The sequence below is a fragment of the Cupriavidus malaysiensis genome, from assembly GCF_001854325.1.
GTDB lineage: Bacteria > Pseudomonadota > Gammaproteobacteria > Burkholderiales > Burkholderiaceae > Cupriavidus > Cupriavidus malaysiensis.
On sequence record NZ_CP017754.1, the window covers coordinates 2344458 to 2363801 of the forward strand.

Here is a 19344-nt window from a genome sequence, read left to right on the forward strand (position 1 = left end):
CTGGTCTGTGCTTATTTCACTTCCTTGAGATGGAAGAGGCGGTGCTTGTCGAGCGTGGTGACGAAGCCGTCCGGCACCACGAAGGTGGTGGCGTCCGATTCGATGATGGCCGGCCCGTGGATCACGTTGCCGGGCTTGAGCGCTTCCATCTTCCACAGCACCGCTTCATGCCAGGTCTTCTTGCGGTACAGCGGACGCGTGCCGAGCCGCGCTTCCTTCGGCGGCGTCGGGCCGCCCTCGGGATCTTCCGGCAGCACGGGTTTCTGCGTCACCACCATGCCGCGCATGATGGCGCCGGTCACGGAGAAGCCCAGTTCCGGCGAGCGCGCCGAGCTGGCGTAGACGCGCCCGTAGGTCTCCTCGAAGGCTTCGACGATGCGGTCCCAGTCGGCGGCGCTGCTGGCCTGGCCGATCGGCGAGCTGATCTCCAGGTCGTTGAGCTGCCCCATGTACTGCATGCGGTAGCCAGGGCGCAGGATCACGTCCTCGGCCTGGAAGCCGTTGATCTTGAACTCCTCGATGACCTTGGCGCCCAGCTCCGACCAGGCCTTCTGGATGGTCTGCGCCGCCTGCGCCTTGTCCTGCTCGGCGGCGTGCTGCGGCAGCGCCAGGTCCACGCTCTTGTCGTAGCGGTACTCGAAATCGGCGCAGGCGCAGCCGAAGGCCGAGAAGCCTGCAGCCCAGGCCGGCACCACGACGTCCTTGAAGCCGAGGCCCTCGGTGTAGCCATAGGTATGCACCGGCCCCGCGCCGCCGTACGAGAAGCAGACGAACTCGGTCGGGTTGTAGCCCTTGGCACTGACGTTGGCGCGCAGGTACTCGCGCAGTTGCAGGTCGAGCAGTTCGATCACGCCGGCGGCCGCGTCCTCTACCGTCAGGCCGAGCGGGTCGGCGATCTGCGCCTTGATATGGGCGCGGGCGCGCTCCACGTCCAGCTTGATGGCGCCGCCGAGGAAGTTGTCGGGATTCAGGTAGCCCAGCACCACGTGGCAGTCCGACACCGAGACGGTGTCGAGGCCGCTCTGCGGCCAGCAGGTACCGACGCGGTAGCCCGCGCTGTCGGGCCCCAGCTTGATCGCGCCGCTGTAGGGATCGAGGCGCACGAAGCTGCCGGCGCCCGCGCCGACCGAGTCCATGGTCACCAGCGGCAGCGACAGCACCAGGCGCGCCATGTCGGGATCGGCGGCGATGGCGAAGTTGCCGCGGGTGATCAGCGCCATGTCGAAGGAGGTGCCGCCGATGTCGGAGCAGGCGATGTTCTCGTAGCCCAGCGCCTCGCCCAGCAGCTTGGAGCCGATCACGCCGCCGATCGGCCCCGAGACGATGGTGCGCGCCAGTTCCTTGGCTTTCCAGCTGATAGTGCCGCCATGGGTGGCCATCACGCGCAGGTCGAACTTCGCGCCGTGCTTGCGGAAGCGGTCGCTGACCTTCTTCAATGTCTGGCGCGATGGCTCTGCCGCGTAGGCCTCCAGCACCGTGGTGTTCATGCGGTGGCTTTCCTTGCGCTGCGGGTAGTAGTCCACCGAGGCGAACACTGGCACCTCGGCCGCCAGCCGCTTGAGTTCGTCGCGCACGATGTCGCGCGCCTGCTGTTCGCTGGTGCCGTTCTTGTGCGACTGCAGCAGGCAGATCACGATGGCCTTGGCGCCCGCCGCCACCAGTTCGCGCGTGGCCTGGCGCACCTCGGCCTCGCGCAGCGGGATGACGATCTCGCCCTGGACGTCGGTGCGCTCGGTCACGCCGCGCGTGCGCGACAGCGGCACCAGCGGCTCGTCGTAGCGGTGGGTGTTCAGGTGGATGCGCTCCTCCAGCGCATAGCCCAGGTAGCTCTGGATGGCGCGGCCCATCGAGTGCACATGCTCGAAGCCTTTGTTGACCAGCAGGCCGACGTCGAGGCCCTTGCGCTGCACCACGCGGTTGAGCATCGCGGTGCCGGAGTAGACGCAGGTCAGCAGTTCCGGATAGACCTCGTCGACGTCGCGCTGCCAGTGCGCCAGCGCATCCTGCGACGAATTGAAGATGGCCAGCGACTCATCCTCGGGGTTGCTCTGGGCCTTGCCGACGACGAAGCGGCCATCTTCGCGCACGAAGAAGGTATCGGTCATCGTGCCACCGGCATCGATGCCCATCACCTGGACTTTGGATTGGACTTGCATGTCCTTGTCTCCTTCCGATCTTGGTTGGCGACTCGCGGCGCCGTCCGGCGCAGCGGTCGGGATCGTCAGTCGCAATCGGCATGCCAGCGCGCGGCGGAATGCCGTCGGAAGGCGCGCAAGCCGCGCGCAGCAAGGCGAAGCGGCGGAATGGAGGGTATGAGGGCAGGGCGGCGCAGCCGCCGTTGCGTCGTGGAATCGAACGGCTGGCGCGTTCGGTTCCGCGACGGGGGGGCCTGTGCCGGCGCTGCCGCATCGCGCGGCAGCGTCGCCGCCGCATTTTGCGGCGGTTGGTGGCGGTTGGTGGCGAGGAAGCGGGGGGCGAGGCCCCGGCGGTGGCGGCCCCTGCTCAGCCGAGGCTCTCGAGCGCCAGCGCGATGCCCTGGCCGCCGCCGATGCACAGCGTGACGATGCCGCGCCGGATGCCGTCGGCGCGCATGCTGTGCAGCAGGCGGGTGGCCAGGATGGCGCCGGTCGCGCCGATCGGGTGGCCGTGGGCGATCGCGCCGCCGTCGACGTTGATGAGGTCGTGCGGCAGGCCCAGTTCGGCCGCCACCGCCAGGGGCACGGCGGCGAAGGCTTCGTTGATCTCGAAGCGTTCCACCTCGCCCAGCGACCAGTCCGCGCGTGCCAGCGCCTGCCTGACCGCGGGCACGGGGCCGAGTCCGAACAGGCCCGGCGCCACCGCGCCCAGTCCGTAGGCGACCAGCCTTCCGAGCGGCTGGAGCCCGTTCGCCTCGGCGGCGGCACGGTCGGCCACGATCACGGCGGCCGCGCCGCTGTTGATGCCGGGCGCGTTGCCGGCGGTGATGGTGCCGTCGGCGCGGAAGGCGGGCTTGAGCCTGGCCAGGCCCGCCAGCGTCGTGTCCGGACGATTCGCCTCGTCCTGCGCGAAGGCGGTCGTGCCTCCCTTGCTGGCCAAGGGCACGGGAACGATCTCGGCGGCGAAGCGGCCTTGTGCCTGTGCCCGGGAAAAGGCCTGCTGCGAGCGTTCCGCCCAGCGGTCCTGCGCCTCCCGGTCGAGCCGGTAGCGTGCCGCGAGGTCCTCGGTATGCCAGCCCGAGTGCTGTCCGGAGAAGGCATCGACGAGGCCGTCCATCAGCACGCTGTCGTGCAGCACGCTGTCGCCCATGCGCTGGCCCCAGCGGCCGGACGGCAGCAGGTAGGGGGCGCGGTCCATGTTCTCCATGCCGCCGGCGATGGCGATGTCGACATAGCCGAGGCGGACCTCGTCGGCGGCGGAGGCGATCGCCTGGGCGCCGGATCCGCACACGCGGTTGACCGTCAGTGCCGGGACGCTGTCGGGAATGCCGGCGTTGAGCGCGGCCTGGCGTGCCGGATTCATGCGGTTGCCGGCCTGGATGACATTGCCGAAGGTGACCGTGCCGACCCGCGCGGGATCGAGCCCGGCGCGCTCGATGGCCGCGCGGATGGCCAGGGTGCCGAGTTCAGTGGCCGGGATGCCCTTCAGGGAGCCGTTGAAGGCGCCGATCGGTGTGCGGACCGGGTGGCAGAGTACGACGTCAGGGTGGCGCATGGTGTCCTCACGGTAGTAGAGGTGCGGAGCGGGAAGCCGTGGTCAGGGCGAGTTCGCTGTCCAGGCGGAGGCCCTGGCCCGGCGCGGGAAGATGGCAGTAGCCGTTGCCGGTGCGCGCGCAGGCGGTGGCGCCGTCGCGCGGCGGCTGGGTGGCGGCGCGGGCCGGCGGCGGTGCGCCGGCCGACGCGAGCGCCATGGCGACGGCCAGGAAAAGAGAACGATGAGAGCGACGGGAACGATGCGGGCGATGGGTTGCAGGCATGATGGCCTCCATGCACGGTCAATGGGCATCCGCCGACGGTGCCTTCGGCGGCGCGACCTTGTGCATCAGCGGGACCAGCAGGGTCGCGATGACGAAGCACAGGCAGATGGCGAGAAAGGCATCGGAGAAGGTCAGGGTGCGCGCCTCGCGCATGGTCAGGGCCCACAGCTGCCTGGCGGCGGCAGCGTTGTCGTCGAGCACCTGGTCGCTCAGCGTGGCCAGGCGGGCCGCCGATTCGTGCAGGAACCGGGCCATGGCCTCGTTGCCGAGGTTCAGGTGTTCGGCCAGGCGCAGGAAATGCAGGTTGGTGCGGTCGTTGAGGATGGTGGCGCAGGCCGCGATGCCGATCGCGCCGCCGAGGTTGCGCATCAGATTGAACAGGCCGGAGGCCTGCTTGAGGCGCGAAGGCGGCAGCGCGCCCAGCGTGAGAGTGACCGTCGGCGCCACCGCGAACTGCTGGGCCATGCCGCGCAGGGCCTGCGGCAGCAGCAGTTGCGCGCCGCCCCAGTCGTGGGTGATGGGCGCGAAGTTCCACATCGACAGGGCAAACAGCGCGAGCCCGCCCATCAGCAGCCAGCGCAGGTCGACGCGGTTGGCGAGAAAGGCGTAGAAGGGGATCGACATCACCTGGAACAGGCCGGTGGAGAAGATGGCGAGCCCGGTCTGCAGGGCGCTGAAGCCGCGCACCTGCCCGAGGAAGAGCGGCGTCAGGTAGATGGTGGCGAAGATGCCGATGCCGGTGACGAAGGAGAAGAAGCAGCCCAGGGCGAAATTGCGCTCCTTCAGCGCGCGCAGGTCGACCACCGGATTCGCGTAGGTCAGCGAGCGCCACAGGAAGCCGATGCCGGCCAGCCCCGAGATCCACGCCGTGGCCAGGATGGCGCGGTCGCCGAACCAGTCCCAGCGCGGGCCTTCCTCCAGGGTGTATTCGAGGCAGCCGAGGAAGAGCGCCATCAGCACGATGCCGAGGTAGTCGGCACCCTTGAGCAGGGACCAGTCGGGCTGGTCGATCTTGACCAGCAGCGGTACCACGATGGTGACGAAGACGCCGGGCACCAGGTTGATGAAGAACAGCCAGTGCCAGGAGTAGTGGTCGGTGATCCAGCCGCCGACGGTGGGCCCGAGCGTCGGCGCGAGCGAGGCCAGCCCGCCGATGATGGCGGCCGCGGCGACGCGCTGGCGTTCTTCGAAGAAGGCAAAGGCGGTGGTGAAGACCATCGGGATCATCGAGCCGCCGAGGAAGCCCTGGGCGGCGCGGAAGGCGATCATGCTCTGGATGTTCCAGGCGATGCCGCACAGCAGGCTGGTCAGCGTGAAGCCCGCCGCGGACGCGGCGAACAGCCAGCGCGTGGACATGACCCGGGCCAGCCAGCCGGACAGCGGGATGACGATGATCTCGGCGATCAGGTAGGCGGTCTGCACCCACACGGTTTCGTCGGTGCCCGCCGACAGGCCGCCGCCGATGTCGCGCAGCGACGCGGACACGATCTGGATGTCGAGCAGGGCGATGAACATGCCGACGCACATGGTGGCGAAGGCCAGCACCCTGGCGCTCAGCGGCATCTGCGCTGGCGAATGGGCGGGCAAGGGGGCCGGCGGGCGGGTCGGCGCGGTGGGCGGCACGGAGGCCGCCGCGCTGGGGTCGGCCGGCCCGGCGGTGACGGCGGCGCTCATGATTGGTCCGCCTCCTTGGCGGCCTGGGTGTCGATTTCCGCCACGACCGACAGGCCGGGGCGCAGCAGACCGAGCCTGGCATCCGCATCGTCGAGCACGATGCGCACCGGAACGCGCTGCACGATCTTGGTGAAGTTGCCGGTGGCGTTCTCGGGCGGAAGCACGCTGAACTGGGCGCCGGTGGCCGGCGCCAGGCTCTCGACGTGGCCGTGGAAGACCTTGCCGGGCATCACGTCGGCGACGATGGTGGCGCGCATGCCGGGGCGCATGCGGGCGAGTTGTCCTTCCTTGAAGTTGGCGTCGATCCACAGGCCCCTGGCCGGGACGATCGACAACAGCTGGCTGCCGCTGGCGGCATAGGCGCCGACGCGCGCGCGGCGGTTGCCGATGGTGCCGTCGATGGGGGCGCGCAGTTCCGTGTACTGGAGGTTGAGGCGCGCCAGGTCGCGTTCGGCTGCGGCCTGTGCCAGCGCGGCTTGCGCCTGCTGCTTCTGCGTGGCGATCACCTCCAGCTGCCGCTGCGCGGCTTCGACGCTGGCCTTGGCCTTCTGGCTGTTGGCCAGCGACTGCTTGTAGTCGGCGTCGGCCTTCTGCGAGCTCTGCACCGACACCGCCGATTTCGCCACCAGGCTGGCATAGCGCGCCTGGTCGTCGCGCGAGCGGGCCGTCTCGGCGTCGGCGGCGGCCACGCCGGCCCTGGCTTCGGCGATCACGGCCTCCTGCAGCCTGGCGCGCGCATCCAGGTTGGCGAGCAGCGCCTGCTCGGAGGCCACGGCACCTTCGGCCTTGGCCAGCGCGGCGCGGTAGTCGCGATCGTCGATACGGGCCAGCAGGTCGCCGGCATGGACCTGCTGGTTGTCGGTCACCAGTACCGCCGCCAGGTAGCCGGGCACCTTGGCGGCGAGCAGGGTGACGTCGCCGCCCACATAGGCGTCGTCGGTGTCTTCGACGAAGCGCGCATGCGTCCACCAGTGGTAGCCGTATGCCGCCGCGGCCAAGGCGATCAGCGCGCCGCCGGCACGGACCGCCGCAGCCTTGCGGCCGAGCCGGGGCCTGGACACGGTGCCCTCCGAGGGGGCGCGGCTGGCTGTGTCGGCGACGCTGGTGGTGTTGCTCATGGCATTGCTCCGAGATTAGAGGGCGTCCGTCGCGGACGCCGCAGGGTTGACTTCATGGGCTTGTGCGTGCGCCGCCGCGCGGCCGGATGCCGGCAGCGGCGCCGTGGCCGGCGCGGCGAGACGCGCGGGCGGTGCCTCGCTGGCCGCCGGACCGGGCGCGATGCGGTGCCTGGCTTCGGTGATCCGTTCGCCGGTGTCGGCATCGATCAGCGCGACGCGCACGGGCCGCCCGCTGCTGAGCTCGACCAGCCGCATGGTTTCCCCGGCGCCGGGAAAGTGCCGGTTTCCCCAGGCCAGCAGTGTCAGCAGGACCGGGCGGAAATCGCGCCCGAGCTCGGTGAGCACATAGTCGTCGCGTGGCGGATGGGTGCTGTAGGGGCGCCGGACCATCAGCCCGTCGTCGACCAGGGCGTTCAGCCGGCGCGTCAGCATATTGGGCGCGATGCCCAGCGCCTTCTGGAAGGCATCGAAGCGGGTGGCGCCATAGAAGGCCTCGCGCAGGATCAGCACGCTCCATGCGTCGCCGACGCGCTCCATGCTGCGCGCCACGGGACACACGGCATTCCGGTGTGACTTTCTTTGCATGTTGCTCCTCGTTAAAAAGAGGTTGCTATCAACATGAAAGTTAGTCTAGGCTAGTAACTAGCATCGTGCAAGTAAATGTTGGGCAAGACCTGCCAGCGTCTTGCATGAGCCATCACGAAAGGAACCGAGATGTCGAACCCTGCTTTTCCTGTACCGGTCCGCCGTGCCGTGACGGTCGCCGCGGCGATGCTGGCGGCGCTTGGCCTGGCGGCGTGCGCCGTGGGCCCGGACTACCATGCGCCCCAGGCCGCCATGCCGGCGGCCTATGCGCACGCGGCCGCGCTGGCGCCGATCAATGCCGCGCGCGCGCCGGTTGCGCTCGATACCTGGTGGGACGGCTTCAACGACCGCGCGCTGTCGGCCATCGTGCAGCGCGCCCTGGCGCAGAACCTCGACCTGGCCGCCTCGGTGGCCCGGGTCGAGCAGGCACGCGCGGCCGCCCGGTTCGCGGGGGCGGCGCTGCTGCCGCAGGGGAGTGCGTACGGCGATGCCAGCAAGCAGCGACAGTCGCTGGAAAGCCCGCTGGGCAAGATCGGCAGCGCGCTGCCGGGCTACCAGCGCGGCCAGTCGCTTTATTCGCTGGGTGCCGCCGCGACGTGGGAGATCGATATCGCCGGCGGGCTGCGGCGCGGTGCCGAGGCCGCGGATGCGGAGCGCGAGGCCGCCGAGGCGAACCACCTCGGCGTGCGTATCCTGGTCGCCGCCGAAGCGGCGGATGCCTACTTCCGCGTGCGCGGCGCGCAGAACCGTATCGCCATCGCCCAGGCGCAGGTCAAGACCGACGAGCGGCTGCTGGAGCTGGTGCGGCTGCGCCTGGCCGATGGCATCGGTGCCGAGCGCGAGCAGGCGCAGGCCGAGGCCCGGCTGGCACAGACCCGCGTGACCATCCCGCCCCTGCAGAGGGAGCTGGAGACGCAGCTCAACCGCCTCGACGTCCTGATGGCCGCGCAGCCGGGGACCTACGCGGCGGAACTGCAGGCGTCGCCGGGCGACCCGGTGGTGCCGCAGCTGGCCCTGGCCCAGGGGCCGGCCAACCTGCTGCAGCGCCGTCCCGACGTGATCGCCGCGGAGCGCCGCCTGGCCGCCTCGAGCGCGCGCATCGGCGCAGCGGTCGCCGAGTACTACCCCAAGGTCTCCCTGTCGGCCCTGCTGGGCTTCGAGAGCCTGTCGGCCGGCAAGCTGCTGACGGCGCAGGCGTTCCAGCCGGCGGCCACGGCCGGGCTGCGCTGGCGCCTGTTCGACTTCGGCCGTGTCGACGCCGAGGTGGCGAGCGCCAAGGGCGCCTATGCCGAAGCCCTGGCCAACTATCGGAAGTCGATGCTGCAGGCGACGTCGGATGTCGAGGACGCCCTGATCGCGCTGACCCAGCTCGAGGCGCAGAGCCGGGAACTGGACCGGGAGGTCGGCGCGCACCAGCGCGCGCGTGACGCGTCGGAGGAAGCCTACAAGGGGGGAGCGGTCAGCCTCTACGAGGTGCTCGACGAGGACCGCCAGCTGCTCGCCTCGCGCGACCAGCTGGCCAAGGTGAAGGCGGACAACGCGCGCGCGGCGGTCGCGGCATTCCGGGCGCTGGGGGGCGGATGGTCCTGATGTGATCCCGGGGCGCTCCCGGGAATCGATCGCTCTGCCGCGGGGCACCCCGGCCATGTGCAGGGATGCCGCTTGCGGGCCGGAGATGCGGCCCGGCCCGGGCGTGGCGCGGCAGTGCCCGGCTCAACGCGTTTCGCGATACCTGTCCGCCGGGACGTCGCTGGACAGGTGCGTCGACATCGAGCGGCGCGCGGCTTCATAGGCCTCCCACTGTTCGACCGCATGCAGCGACGGGATCGTGACCAGCTCGCCGCGGTCGAATCCCGTCAAGGCCGCGTCGACCAGGTCAGAGGCCGACATGACGATCTCCTTGGGCAGGTGCGCCAGCGGCAGGCCCCCGGTCTCCCAGAAGTCGGTGGCCGTGGCGCCGGGGAGCACGGCCTGGACCCGCACGCCCTTGTCGGCGAGTTCGTGGTGCAGCGACTGGCTGAATGCGAGGACAAAGGCCTTGGTGCCGCCGTAGACACCATTGAGCGTCTCCGGCGCGATCGCGACGATGGAGGCGATATTGATGACGGCGCCCCTGCCGCGCGCGACGAAGGCCGGTACGGCGGCGTAGGTGAGGCGTGTGAGGGCGGTGACGTTCAGGTCGATCATGCGGCTCATGGCATCGGCATCGCTGTCGAGCAGCGGCGTATGCGTGCCGACGCCGGCATTGTTGACCAGCAGGGTCAGGCTGGCGTCCTGCCTGAGCTTGGCCTCGATGCGGGCCAGCGCGGCGCGGTCGTTGAGGTCGGCGTCGAGGATTTCGACGCTGCGGCGCGTCTGGTCGGTGATGCGGTCGGCGAGAGCCAGCAGGCGGTCGCGCTTGCGCGCAACCAGGATCAGGTCGTAGCCGCGACGGGCCAGCCGGTCCGCATAGACGGCGCCGATGCCGGACGAGGCGCCGGTGATGAGGGCGGTGCCGGGATGTGCTTGGGTCATGACGTCACTCCGTGGTGTGGTGGATGAAGGTGAAGACGGTGTGAGGGCATTGTGGACGCCGGCAGGAGAGACCGAAATGACGTATATAGGTAGGATTCAGGCCATGGCTTGGCGGAGGTGGGCATGCATCGGATCGGATTCCTGGTCAGCGAGGGCTTCCAGATCATGGCGCTGGCCCCGCAGTCGGTGTTCGAGTACGCGAACATCGTCGCGGGCGAGCCGTTCTATGCGCTGGAGAATTTCTCGGTTGCCGGCGGCGCGGTGCCGTCGTCGCTCGGCGTAGCGGTGGGGACCCGCTCGCTGCGTGGGCGCGTGGAAGTCGATACATGGATGCTGGCGGGGGTGAACGACCCGCTCCAATCCCCGGCGCCGCAGAAGATCCTCGATTTCCTGCGCAAGGCGGTTCATCGGGCCAGGCGTGTCGCGGGGATCTGTACCGGCGGCTTCGTGCTGGCCGAGGCGGGTTTGCTGGCGCAGCGCCGCGCCACCACGCATTGGGCGTTCGGGCGGGCATTGCAGCAGCGCTTTCCGGACATCCATGTGGAGCCGGACCGGATCTATATCGTCGACGGTCCGATCTGGACCTCGGCCGGCATGACGGCGGGGCTCGACCTGGCGCTGGCAATGGTGGAAAAGGACCTGGGTGCGGACGTGGCCCGCTCCGTCGCACACAAGCTCGTGATGCCGCAACGCCGCGCGGGCGGGCAGTCGCAGCATTCCGAGATGCTCGAGCTGGCGCCCAAGTCAGACCGCATCCAGAGCGCGCTGGACTACGCGCGCCGCAACCTGCACCGTCCGCTCACGGTGGAGGCGCTGGCCTCCAGCGTTCACTTGAGTCCGCGCCAGTTCAGCCGTGTCTTCACGCTGGAGACCGGCCAGTCGCCGGCCAAGGCCGTGGAGCGGCTGCGCCTGGAGGCAGCCCGGCTGATGATCGAACAGAGCCGCCATGCTCTCGAGGTGGTCGCGCGGGAGACCGGATTCCGCGATCGCCGCCATCTGCGCGAGGCCTTCATGCGGGGATTCGGCATGCCGCCGCAGGCGATCCGGCGCGACGCCCGCATCGACTCCCGGATCGATACCCGCTGAACCGCCCTGGCGCCTGGCGGGCCTGCCGCCGGCGCCCCGTCCGTGGCCCGGCCGGAGCGGCCGTCCCTGGGCGATGGAGCCGAAGCGGCGCCGCAGGAGAGGGGGCAGGCTCCCCGGGGTGGGGCACGGATTCGTGGAAGAATCCGCTGGCTTGGTCAATAATGTCTCCTCCTGGTGACATGTTCCGATCCGACCGGCCTCAACTCGACTCGAGCGCGCCATGCCCCTGCACAGCCTGCAATCGTTCGCCGACCTGCTCGACGAGTTGGACATCGCCTTCTGCCTGTTCGACTCCCAGGACGTGACGCGGGGCTGGAACCGGACCTTCCTGCGCTTCTTTCCCGAACACGACGGCAAGATCTTCGCCGGCGAGCATTACCGGCAGAATCTGCGCCGCTTCTACTCGGCCCGTCTCGACGCAAGCGAACTCGACAAGGTCGACCTCTACGTGGAACGCGGCATCCTGCGCCACCAGTCGCAGACGCGCCCATTCCAGTTCGAGCACCGCGGGCGCGTGCTCAAGGTGGTGGCCCAGTCGATTCCGGATGTCGGCCGGGCACGCCTCTGGCGGGAAGTGGACTCCGGCACGTGCTACCGCACCGACCCTCCCCAGGGTGACCACGGCGGCTGGATCGAAGAACTGCCCGACGGTTTCTCGATCGAGGACGCGGCGGGCCGGCTGCTGCAGGCAAACAGCCGGTTCCGCGGTATCTACGGGCTGCCCGCGGGGGCGGAGGTGGAGGGCCGCACGCTCGAGGAGATCGTCACCGCGGCGTGGCGGGCGCAGGCTTCCCGGCGCCACGGGCCGGGCGAGGAGGCCGAACTGATCCGGGAGTGGAAACGCTTCGCGGGCGCGCCCTATGAGATTGCCTTGCCGCACGGGCGCTGGGTGCGCGTGATCGACGAACGGGCCGGCAATGGATGGATCAAGTCGGCCCATTTCGACATCACGGTGTTCAAGCAGCAGCAGGCCAGCCTGATCGCCTCCGAGCGCACCGCGCGCGATCGCGAAGCGCGCCTGCACGCCGTCATCGAGCAGTCGCCGTCCGGCGTCATGATCGTCGACCGCTACGGCCGCATCCTCGAGGCCAACCGGCTGCTGGCGTCGATGCTGGGCACCAGCGCGGCGATCCTGGGCGGCGATACCTTGTTCCGCTACCTGCACGAAGATGACCTGCAGCCGGCGCGGCGGGCCCTGGAGGCGATCGCGGCGGGCGAGCAGGCGACCTTCGAGCACGAAGGCCGTTTCCGTGCCGTGGACGGCACGTTTATCTGGGCCTTGAGCTCGATGGCGCCGCTGCAAACCCCTTCGATCGAAGGCATCGCCGCCATTGTCCAGGTGCAGGACATCCGCGCCCGCAAGCGCGCAGAAGCCGAACGCGACCAACTGCTGGTGCGCCTGGAGTACATGGCTTTCCATGACGCGCTGACCGGGCTGGCCAACCGCGCCCGCTTCGACGAGGCGCTCGAAGACCTCGATGCCCTCGATGCGCCCGCCGGCGGCGATGCCAGGGCGCATGCGATCTGCCTGATCGACCTCGACGGTTTCAAGCAGGTCAACGACGTCGGCGGGCATGGCGCCGGCGATGCGCTGCTGGCGGAGGTCGGCAGGGTCCTGCTGGCAGCGGAAGGGCGGCATGTGCTGCCGGCCCGGCTGGGCGGCGACGAGTTCGGCTTGCTGCTGGGTGCCGAGGCGGTGGCTGAGGCGCGCGCCATCATCGAGCGGATCCTGGCCGGCATTGACGCGGTCCGCATCGGCCGCGACGGCCGGGTCTTCTCGGTCAAGGCGAGCGCCGGCATGGCACTGTTCAGGCCCGGCAGCGATGTCAAGCAGGTGCTGCGCGACGCGGATGCCGCCTGCTACCGGGCCAAGCGCAACGGCGGGGGCGGCGTGGTGATGGCGGATCCGGTGCCGGCGGCGGCGCAGGGTGGCCTGCCGGCCCGCTGAGGGCGCGAGAGCGCGGACGGCCACGCGCCGCCGACGGGCGCCAGCCCTGTCCCGAAAGAAAAGAGCCGACCGGGTGACGCCGGTCGGCCCCGCGCAAATGCGCTTGGGAATGGCAGCGGTTACTGCACCGGTATTTCATCATCTCGCGAGGGGAATAGTTGCGCGAAACAGATGTGATGTTTCCCACTATTTCGACTCTTGCATTCTCTTCGTTCCCTGGGCCGGGTCGTGCCGGCGCCGCGCACCGGCTGCGTTCATTGCGAGTTCATTGCAAGTTCAGTGCGAATGCGCTTGTCAAATCGAGTGATCATCAGCATGGCATCGCATGCACATACTGTGATAACTCAATGTATTCATCGAGAGACAATGGGAGTGTGAAACTGCTCGCAAAATGCGCTGAATGTGCGTCGTTCTTTACACATCATCGTCTTTTTTCCGCATCCCCCTCATTGGTGGGGTGAGGGCTGGGGCAGGCCTGCCGTTAGCGCGCCCCAAGCTACCTCGTAGCGACCATTCATCCAGGGAAGGGAGAAGCGCATGCGCAATAACCAGCCAGTGACGCAGCACGAGTACGAGTTGCCGGACAACGCGACCCTGATGTCGACCACGGACGCCCACAGCCACATTGCCTACGCCAATGCCGCGTTCGTCGAGGTGAGCGGTTTTACCCGCGAAGAGCTGCAGGGCCAGCCGCACAATATCGTGCGCCATCCCGACATGCCCACGGAGGCCTTCGCCGACATGTGGGCCACGCTCAAGCGCGGCGAGCCGTGGACCGCGCTGGTCAAGAACCGGCGCAAGGACGGCGACTACTACTGGGTGCGCGCCAATGCGATGCCGGTGGTGCGCGATGGCCGGCCGGTGGGCTACCTGTCGGTGCGCACCAAGGCCTCGCGCGAGGAGATCGGCGCCGCCGAGGCCTGCTACCGCGATTTCCGCGAAGGCCGTGCCAAGGGCTGGCGCTTCCACAAGGGACTGGTGCTGCGCGCGGGCTGGCTGGGCTGCCTGTCGCTGCCGCGCACCCTGCCGGTGCGCTGGCGCATCCGGCTCGGCCTGGCCGGCGTGCTGCCCGTGTCGCTGGCCGGCGCGCTGGCGCTGGGCGCCGGCGGCACAACGCTCTGGGGCGGCGGCGCGGTGCTCGCCGGCGCGCTGGGGCTGGCTTCGCTGTGGCTGGAGGCGCAGGTCTCGCGGCCGCTCGAGCGCATGCTGACGCAGGCGCTGCGCGTGGCCTCGGGCGAGAGCCAGAAGGTCGAGCACATGGACCGTGTCGATGAGATCGGCATGGCGCTGCGCACCATCAGCCAGCTCGGCCTGATGTTCCGCTGGCTGATCGACGACGTCAGCGAGCAGGTGCTGAGCGTGCAGAGCGCGAGCGGGGAGATCGCCCAGCGCAACAGCGACATGAGCGCGCGCACCGGGCGCGCCGCGGCGAGCGTGCAGGACACGGTGTCGTCGATGACGCAGGTGACCGAGGCGGTCCGCAACAATGCCGAGACGGCGGCCCAGGCCAATGCCATCTCGGGCGACGTCAGCCAGGCGGCGGCCAAGGGCGGGCAGGCCATGTCCGAGGTGGTGGCGACGATGGACGAGATCTCGGGCAGCTCGCACCGTATCGCGGACATCATCGGCGTGATCGACGGCATTGCCTTCCAGACCAATATCCTGGCCTTGAATGCCGCGGTGGAGGCCGCGCGCGCCGGCGAGCAGGGGCGCGGCTTCGCGGTGGTGGCGGACGAGGTGCGCCGGCTGGCGCAGCGCAGCGCCGGGGCGGCCAAGGAAATCAAGGCCCTGATCGATGCCAGCGCCGGCAAGGTCGAGCAAGGCACCCGCATCGTGCACGATGCCGGCGCGACCATGGACGATCTGGTCAGGCAGGTGCAGCGCGTCTCCGACCTGATCGCGGAGATCAGCGCCTCCACGGCCGAACAGTCGAGCGGGGTAGGCCGGGTTGGCCAGGCGATCGGCGAGATCGACCAGGTCACCCAGCAGAATGCCGAACTGGTCGGGCAGGGCGCGCAGGCCGCGCAGGCGCTGCGGCAGCAGGCGAACCGGCTGGCGGAGGCGGTCGGGGTGTTCTGCTGAGCGTGGCGCGCGCGGCGGTGCCGGCCCGGGATTACAATGCCGCCCTGACGGAACGGGCGGCAGGGGCGCCGGAGCCGCCGCGCGCGGTACGCCGCCCGGCCGGCCCGGGTGCGTACGGCCGCGCCGCCCTGATGCCCACGGGTCCGGGACGGGCCGGTCTTTGTCCTTCCAGGATCCAGGTATGCGGACAATCCTCTTGCTCGAGGATGAGAGCGAATTGCGCGACGAAATCGCCGCCTTCCTGCAGAAACGGCAGTGGGCGGTGCTGCAGGCGGGCAGCCTGGCCGAATTCGCGCCCTTGTGCGAACAGGCCGACATCGCGGTGATCGATGCCATGCTGCCCGATGGCTCCGGCTTCGACGCGGTGCGGGCCTTGCGCCGCCAGCGGCCCGGTTGCGGCATCGTCATGCTGACGGCGCGCGGCGAGACCCACGACAAGCTGCAGGGCTTCGACGGCGGCGCCGACCATTACCTGGTCAAGCCGGTCAAGCTGCTGGAGTTCGATGCGGTGCTGCGTGCCTTGAGCCGGCGCGTCGCCACCAGCTGGCGGCTGGACCGGCAGGCCGGCCGGCTCAGCTCGCCGGACGGCGCCGCCATCGCCGTGTCCGTCAACGAAGGCAGCCTGCTCGAGCTGCTGGCGCGCCATCCCGGCCAGCCGGCGAGCCGCCGCGAGATCGTCGAGAGCTTCGGCGAGGACTGGCGGCACTACGACGAGCGCCGCCTCGAAACCCTGGTCAGCCGGCTGCGCCAGCGCTGGCGCGGCGAGACCGCCAGCGAACTGCCGCTGCGTGCCGCCCACGGCGTCGGCTACGTGTTCGCGGCGTCGCTGTCTTTGGCTTGAGTTCCGGCCGGGTTGCCGGCCTCCTGGTGGTTGGCTGGAACGCCGGCTGGAACACCGGCTTGAGCCCCGGGCAGGGCGCCCGGCGGCTGCGCCGGCAGGAAGATGACGGCCCGGCAGCCCTGGCCGGGCTGGCTGTCCAGCGTCAGCGTGCCGCCTTGCATCTCGACCATGCGCAGCGCGAGCGACAGCCCGAGCCCGGTGCCGGGCACGCGCCCGACGCCCTGTCCGCGGTAGTAGCGCTCGAAGACGCGCGGCAGGTCGGCCGGCGCGATACCCGGCCCGTTGTCCTCCACCTCCAGTACGACGCCGTGCTGCACCAGGCGGCCGCGCAGCAGCACGCGGGTGCCGGCGGGCGTGTACTTCACCGCGTTATCGGCCAGCGTACGCAGGGCCAGGCGCAGCAGGCTGCCGTCGCAATCGAAGGCGGGCGGCAGGCGGCTGCCGTCGACGTCGAGACGATGTGCCTCCGATAACAGGCGGGCGGCGGCGGCGGCGTCGTGCAGCAGGGCCGCCAGGTCGACCGGGCCGGGGCGCGAGCCGTGGCGCAGCAGCTCGAAGCCGTCTTCGTGCAGCGACTCGTTGATCAGCATGGTCAGGCGCTGGGTGGCGCGCAGGATCTTGCGGTAGCGTGCCGAGGTGCGGGGATCGTCCTGTTCATCGTCCAGTTCCAGGTTCTGGGCGGTCGCGTCGATGACCGCCAGCGGTGTGCGCAGCTCGTGCGAGACCGTGGCCAGGAACTGGCGCTGTTCCTCCTGGGCCCGCCGTTCCAGCGAGAGCGAGGCCTCCACCTGGGCCATGGCCTCGCGCAGCGCCCGGGTGCGGCGTGCCACCTTGGCTTCCAGGTCGCGCTCGGCCTGGCGCGCCACGCGCAGGGCTTCGGCCTGCGCGGCTTCCTTTTCCGCCCGCATATCCGTATAGCGCCAGCTGATCGCCGAGTTCATGATCAGCAGGAAGGCGACCATGCCGAGATAGTTGCCATTGTCGACGATGGGGCCGGGGTCGATCCATCCCACGTTGCGTGCCAGGCGCGCCGCCGTTCCGCCGAGCAGGAGCAGCAGCACGAGGAAGAGCACGCGCGCGGCCTTCTGTCCCCGCCAGCTCATCACCGCGGCCACGCCCATCAGGATGGCGAGGGTCAGCACGCTCCACAGCAGGTAGAACGGCCGCAGCCAGCGTGCGACCGACAGCAGCAGCCAGGGCGCGCACAGCAGCGAGACGGCCCAGTTCAGCGCCGAGAAACGGATGGCCCAGCGGCGCCATGGCGAGTCGAACAGGTCGAGGTAGTTCGCCATGAACAGCACGCCGAGCGGGATCGCGCACAGCCAGCTGACCATGTAGACGGCATCGCTGGCAAGCGGATGCTGGGGCAGCAGGTACTGGTAGGTGAAGCCTTCGGCGGACAGCGAGGTGAACAGGTTGGCCAGCACCGTCAGGCTGAACAGCAGGAAGGAGCGGTTGCGCGTGACCCAGTAGAACCAGCCGCTGGTCAGCAGCAGCACGATGTGCGCCGCATAGAACAGGCCGAACAGGAACAGTTCGGTGCCCATGAAGGAAATAAAGGCATCCGGCGACCATAGCAGCAGCGGGAAGGTCATGGTGCTGGTGCTGCGCACCCGCACGTAGACCGTGACCGGCTGGTCCGGCGGCAGGGAGAGCCGGAACACCGGGCTGCGGTAGGCGATGTCGCGCCCCGCCACCGGCTGGCGGTCGCCTGCCACGCGCCGCTCGAAGCCGCCCCCGGCGCGCGGCAGGTACAGCGTGACGTCATCGAGCAGCGCCGAGCGCAGGTCCAGCAGCCAGATCGGCTCGGCCGCCGCCGGGCGCCTCAGGGTGAGCCGCAGCCAGGCCGTGCCGTCGACGTAGCCCAGCGCGGGCGGGGTGTGCTGCTGATGGAAGGCAGCGGCCATGTCGGGCCGCGCGACCTGCTCGATCGTCAGGGTATCGCCCGGGTCGCGCAACAGCGCCCAGTCGTGGCCCAAGGCCACCTCGCCCGACGCCGGCAGGCGCACCTCGGCCCACGCCGCGGGCCATTGGCAGAGGCAAAACAAGACAATGCACAGGATCCGCGACATCACCGTAAACGGGAGAAAAGAGCCAGGCCGGCACGTGCCGCATCGGAGGCGGCCGTCGGCATAGGGGGCGATAGGAGCCAATCGGGGGCAGCAGAGGGCAAGACTATAGCCCAGCGCGGCCCGTTTTCCCGCCACGGCGAGGGGATGTCAGGATTTGTCAGCTTTACGCGCGCGATGTGCTGTAGCATCGCCGAAGCAATACTTGGACTTGGCCGACCACCCGCAGCCCGAACCCATGCAACGCGACGAACTACTCAAGCGCCTGGCGCAGGGCGCGCGTCTCTACCTGACTTCCACGCCCTGGGGTTCACGTGTCCAGGGCGCGCTGCTGCGCGACGAGACGGCTCCCGACGGCCACCAGCTGATTCCCGGCAGCAAGGTCGAGCGCCTGCTGGAGATGCGGCTGCTGCGCCATGGTCCGGTGGACGAGCATGGCAATATCGACCTGATCCTGACCCGCATCGGGCTGGCGGCCGTCTATGGCCGTCGCGCGGTCGCGGCCGGGCTGCCGTTGGCGGCGAACGGTACCACCGGCGCCGCCGCCCCGGCAGCGCCTGCCGCCGCCGCTGTCCCCGCGCCGCGGCAGCCGGAGGCCGGGATTCCGGATTATTCCTTTGCCTTCCAGCCTATCGTCGACGTCGAGCGCGGCGCGGTGGTGGCCTACGAGGCGTTCGCGCGCCGGCGTGGCGACCGTTCGTCCGCCCACCTGATGCGTGCCTTGCCGACCGATGCCATCCATCGCTTCGACGATGAATGCCGCGTTGCGGCAATGACCGTGGCAGAGCGGCTCGGCATCCGCCATCGCCTGCACGTCAACTGCTTCCTGCCGGAACAGGCGGAAACCCAGCTCTCGCTCGAGCAGACGGCGGCGGCGGCTCTCCGGCTCGGCTACCAGCGCGGCCGCCTGGTCCTGGAAAACAAGGCCGACGAGATCATCGACCGCCCCGAGGCCTACGCCGCGCGCATGCAGCCGCTGCGCGACCAGGGGCTCAAGCTGGCGCTCAGCGAGATCGGCGCCAGTTCGGCCGGCCTGAACCTGGTGGCGGCCATCCGGCCCGATATCGTCAAGCTGAGCCGCAAGACCGTGCACGGCGTGGGCAAGGACGGGCGCCAGCAGCGCTTCGTGCCGCAGGCGGTCCAGCTCTGCCGCAATCTCGGCATCGCCGTCATCGCGGAGTGCGTCGAGACCCTGGAGCAATACCGCTGGCTGCGCAACGCCGGCGTGCACCTGTTCCAGGGCAATCTGTTCGCCGCGCCGGCGTTCGAGGCGGCGCCGCCGGCACGGCTGCCCTGAGCGCGGGCGGCCGGGCCGGCAGAACCGCCGGAGCGGGGGAAAAAAAGACGCCCCGGTGGTGGACTGGGGCGGTTGATTTGGGAATGTGGGGCAAGGTGAGAGCCCCGGTACCCATGCTACGGCGGGTGCCGGCGGGCCACCATCCTCCCGACGGCTGACATCCCGATGGCTGATGCCG

14 protein-coding genes are annotated in these 19344 nt (G+C 69.9%); 6 read left to right on the forward strand and 8 right to left on the reverse strand.

The features are described from left to right. Positions 1-11: 11 nt before the first annotated feature. The 6 genes from BKK80_RS10385 to BKK80_RS10410 form a co-directional block, all read right to left on the reverse strand. Positions 12-2156 carry a hydantoinase/oxoprolinase family protein gene (locus tag BKK80_RS10385; protein WP_071069301.1) on the reverse strand — a complete coding sequence of 715 codons (2145 nt, stop codon included), beginning with the start codon at positions 2154-2156 and terminating at the stop codon, positions 12-14. A gap of 346 nt (positions 2157-2502) precedes the next feature. Beyond that, complete coding sequence (locus BKK80_RS10390; protein WP_071037036.1) at positions 2503-3690, reverse strand: thiolase family protein; 1188 nt, start codon at positions 3688-3690, stop codon at positions 2503-2505. Between the two features lie 7 nt (positions 3691-3697). Continuing rightward, positions 3698-3952, reverse strand: a complete 255-nt coding sequence (locus BKK80_RS10395; RefSeq protein ID WP_162287346.1) for a hypothetical protein — start codon at positions 3950-3952, stop codon at positions 3698-3700. Between the two features lie 18 nt (positions 3953-3970). Next, positions 3971-5626 carry a DHA2 family efflux MFS transporter permease subunit gene (locus BKK80_RS10400; protein WP_084545544.1) on the reverse strand — a complete coding sequence of 552 codons (1656 nt, stop codon included), beginning with the start codon at positions 5624-5626 and terminating at the stop codon, positions 3971-3973. Next, complete coding sequence (locus BKK80_RS10405) at positions 5623-6744, reverse strand: HlyD family secretion protein (RefSeq protein ID WP_071069305.1); 1122 nt, start codon at positions 6742-6744, stop codon at positions 5623-5625. The genes BKK80_RS10400 and BKK80_RS10405 overlap by 4 nt, the downstream gene beginning before the upstream one ends. Before the next feature lie 15 nt (positions 6745-6759). After that, complete coding sequence (locus tag BKK80_RS10410; protein WP_071012518.1) at positions 6760-7329, reverse strand: winged helix-turn-helix transcriptional regulator; 570 nt, start codon at positions 7327-7329, stop codon at positions 6760-6762. Positions 7330-7458: 129 nt separating this feature from the next. Here BKK80_RS10410 and BKK80_RS10415 point away from each other — a divergent pair, with 129 nt between their 5' ends. Further along, positions 7459-8919 carry an efflux transporter outer membrane subunit gene (locus tag BKK80_RS10415; RefSeq protein ID WP_071012520.1) on the forward strand — a complete coding sequence of 487 codons (1461 nt, stop codon included), beginning with the start codon at positions 7459-7461 and terminating at the stop codon, positions 8917-8919. A 123-nt stretch (positions 8920-9042) separates the two neighbouring features. On the opposite strand, the gene BKK80_RS10420 is transcribed toward BKK80_RS10415, so the two are convergent. Further along, positions 9043-9843 carry an SDR family NAD(P)-dependent oxidoreductase gene (locus tag BKK80_RS10420; protein ID WP_071069307.1) on the reverse strand — a complete coding sequence of 267 codons (801 nt, stop codon included), beginning with the start codon at positions 9841-9843 and terminating at the stop codon, positions 9043-9045. 123 nt (positions 9844-9966) lie between these two features. Between BKK80_RS10420 and BKK80_RS10425 the strand changes: the two genes are divergently transcribed. The 4 genes from BKK80_RS10425 (at position 9967) to BKK80_RS10440 (ending at position 15800) form a co-directional block, all read left to right on the forward strand. Beyond that, positions 9967-10929, forward strand: coding sequence for a GlxA family transcriptional regulator (locus BKK80_RS10425; protein ID WP_071069309.1), 963 nt, complete (start codon positions 9967-9969; stop codon positions 10927-10929). A 220-nt stretch (positions 10930-11149) separates the two neighbouring features. Beyond that, positions 11150-12877, forward strand: coding sequence for a diguanylate cyclase domain-containing protein (locus BKK80_RS10430; protein WP_071069311.1), 1728 nt, complete (start codon positions 11150-11152; stop codon positions 12875-12877). Positions 12878-13414: 537 nt separating this feature from the next. After that, entirely contained in the window at positions 13415-14959 is a 1545-nt protein-coding gene (locus tag BKK80_RS10435) for a methyl-accepting chemotaxis protein (RefSeq protein WP_071012525.1), read from the forward strand. Between the two features lie 181 nt (positions 14960-15140). Next, entirely contained in the window at positions 15141-15800 is a 660-nt protein-coding gene (locus BKK80_RS10440) for a response regulator transcription factor (protein ID WP_071012527.1), read from the forward strand. Here BKK80_RS10440 and BKK80_RS10445 read toward each other — a convergent pair. Beyond that, complete coding sequence (locus BKK80_RS10445) at positions 15767-17809, reverse strand: sensor histidine kinase (protein ID WP_232346262.1); 2043 nt, start codon at positions 17807-17809, stop codon at positions 15767-15769. The two genes, BKK80_RS10440 and BKK80_RS10445, sit on opposite strands and share 34 nt — an antisense overlap. Before the next feature lie 298 nt (positions 17810-18107). Between BKK80_RS10445 and BKK80_RS35465 the strand changes: the two genes are divergently transcribed. Next, positions 18108-19166 (forward strand): EAL domain-containing protein, encoded by a 1059-nt coding sequence (locus BKK80_RS35465; RefSeq protein WP_156811195.1) that lies wholly within the window; start codon positions 18108-18110, stop codon positions 19164-19166. The last annotated feature ends 178 nt before the right edge of the window (positions 19167-19344 follow it).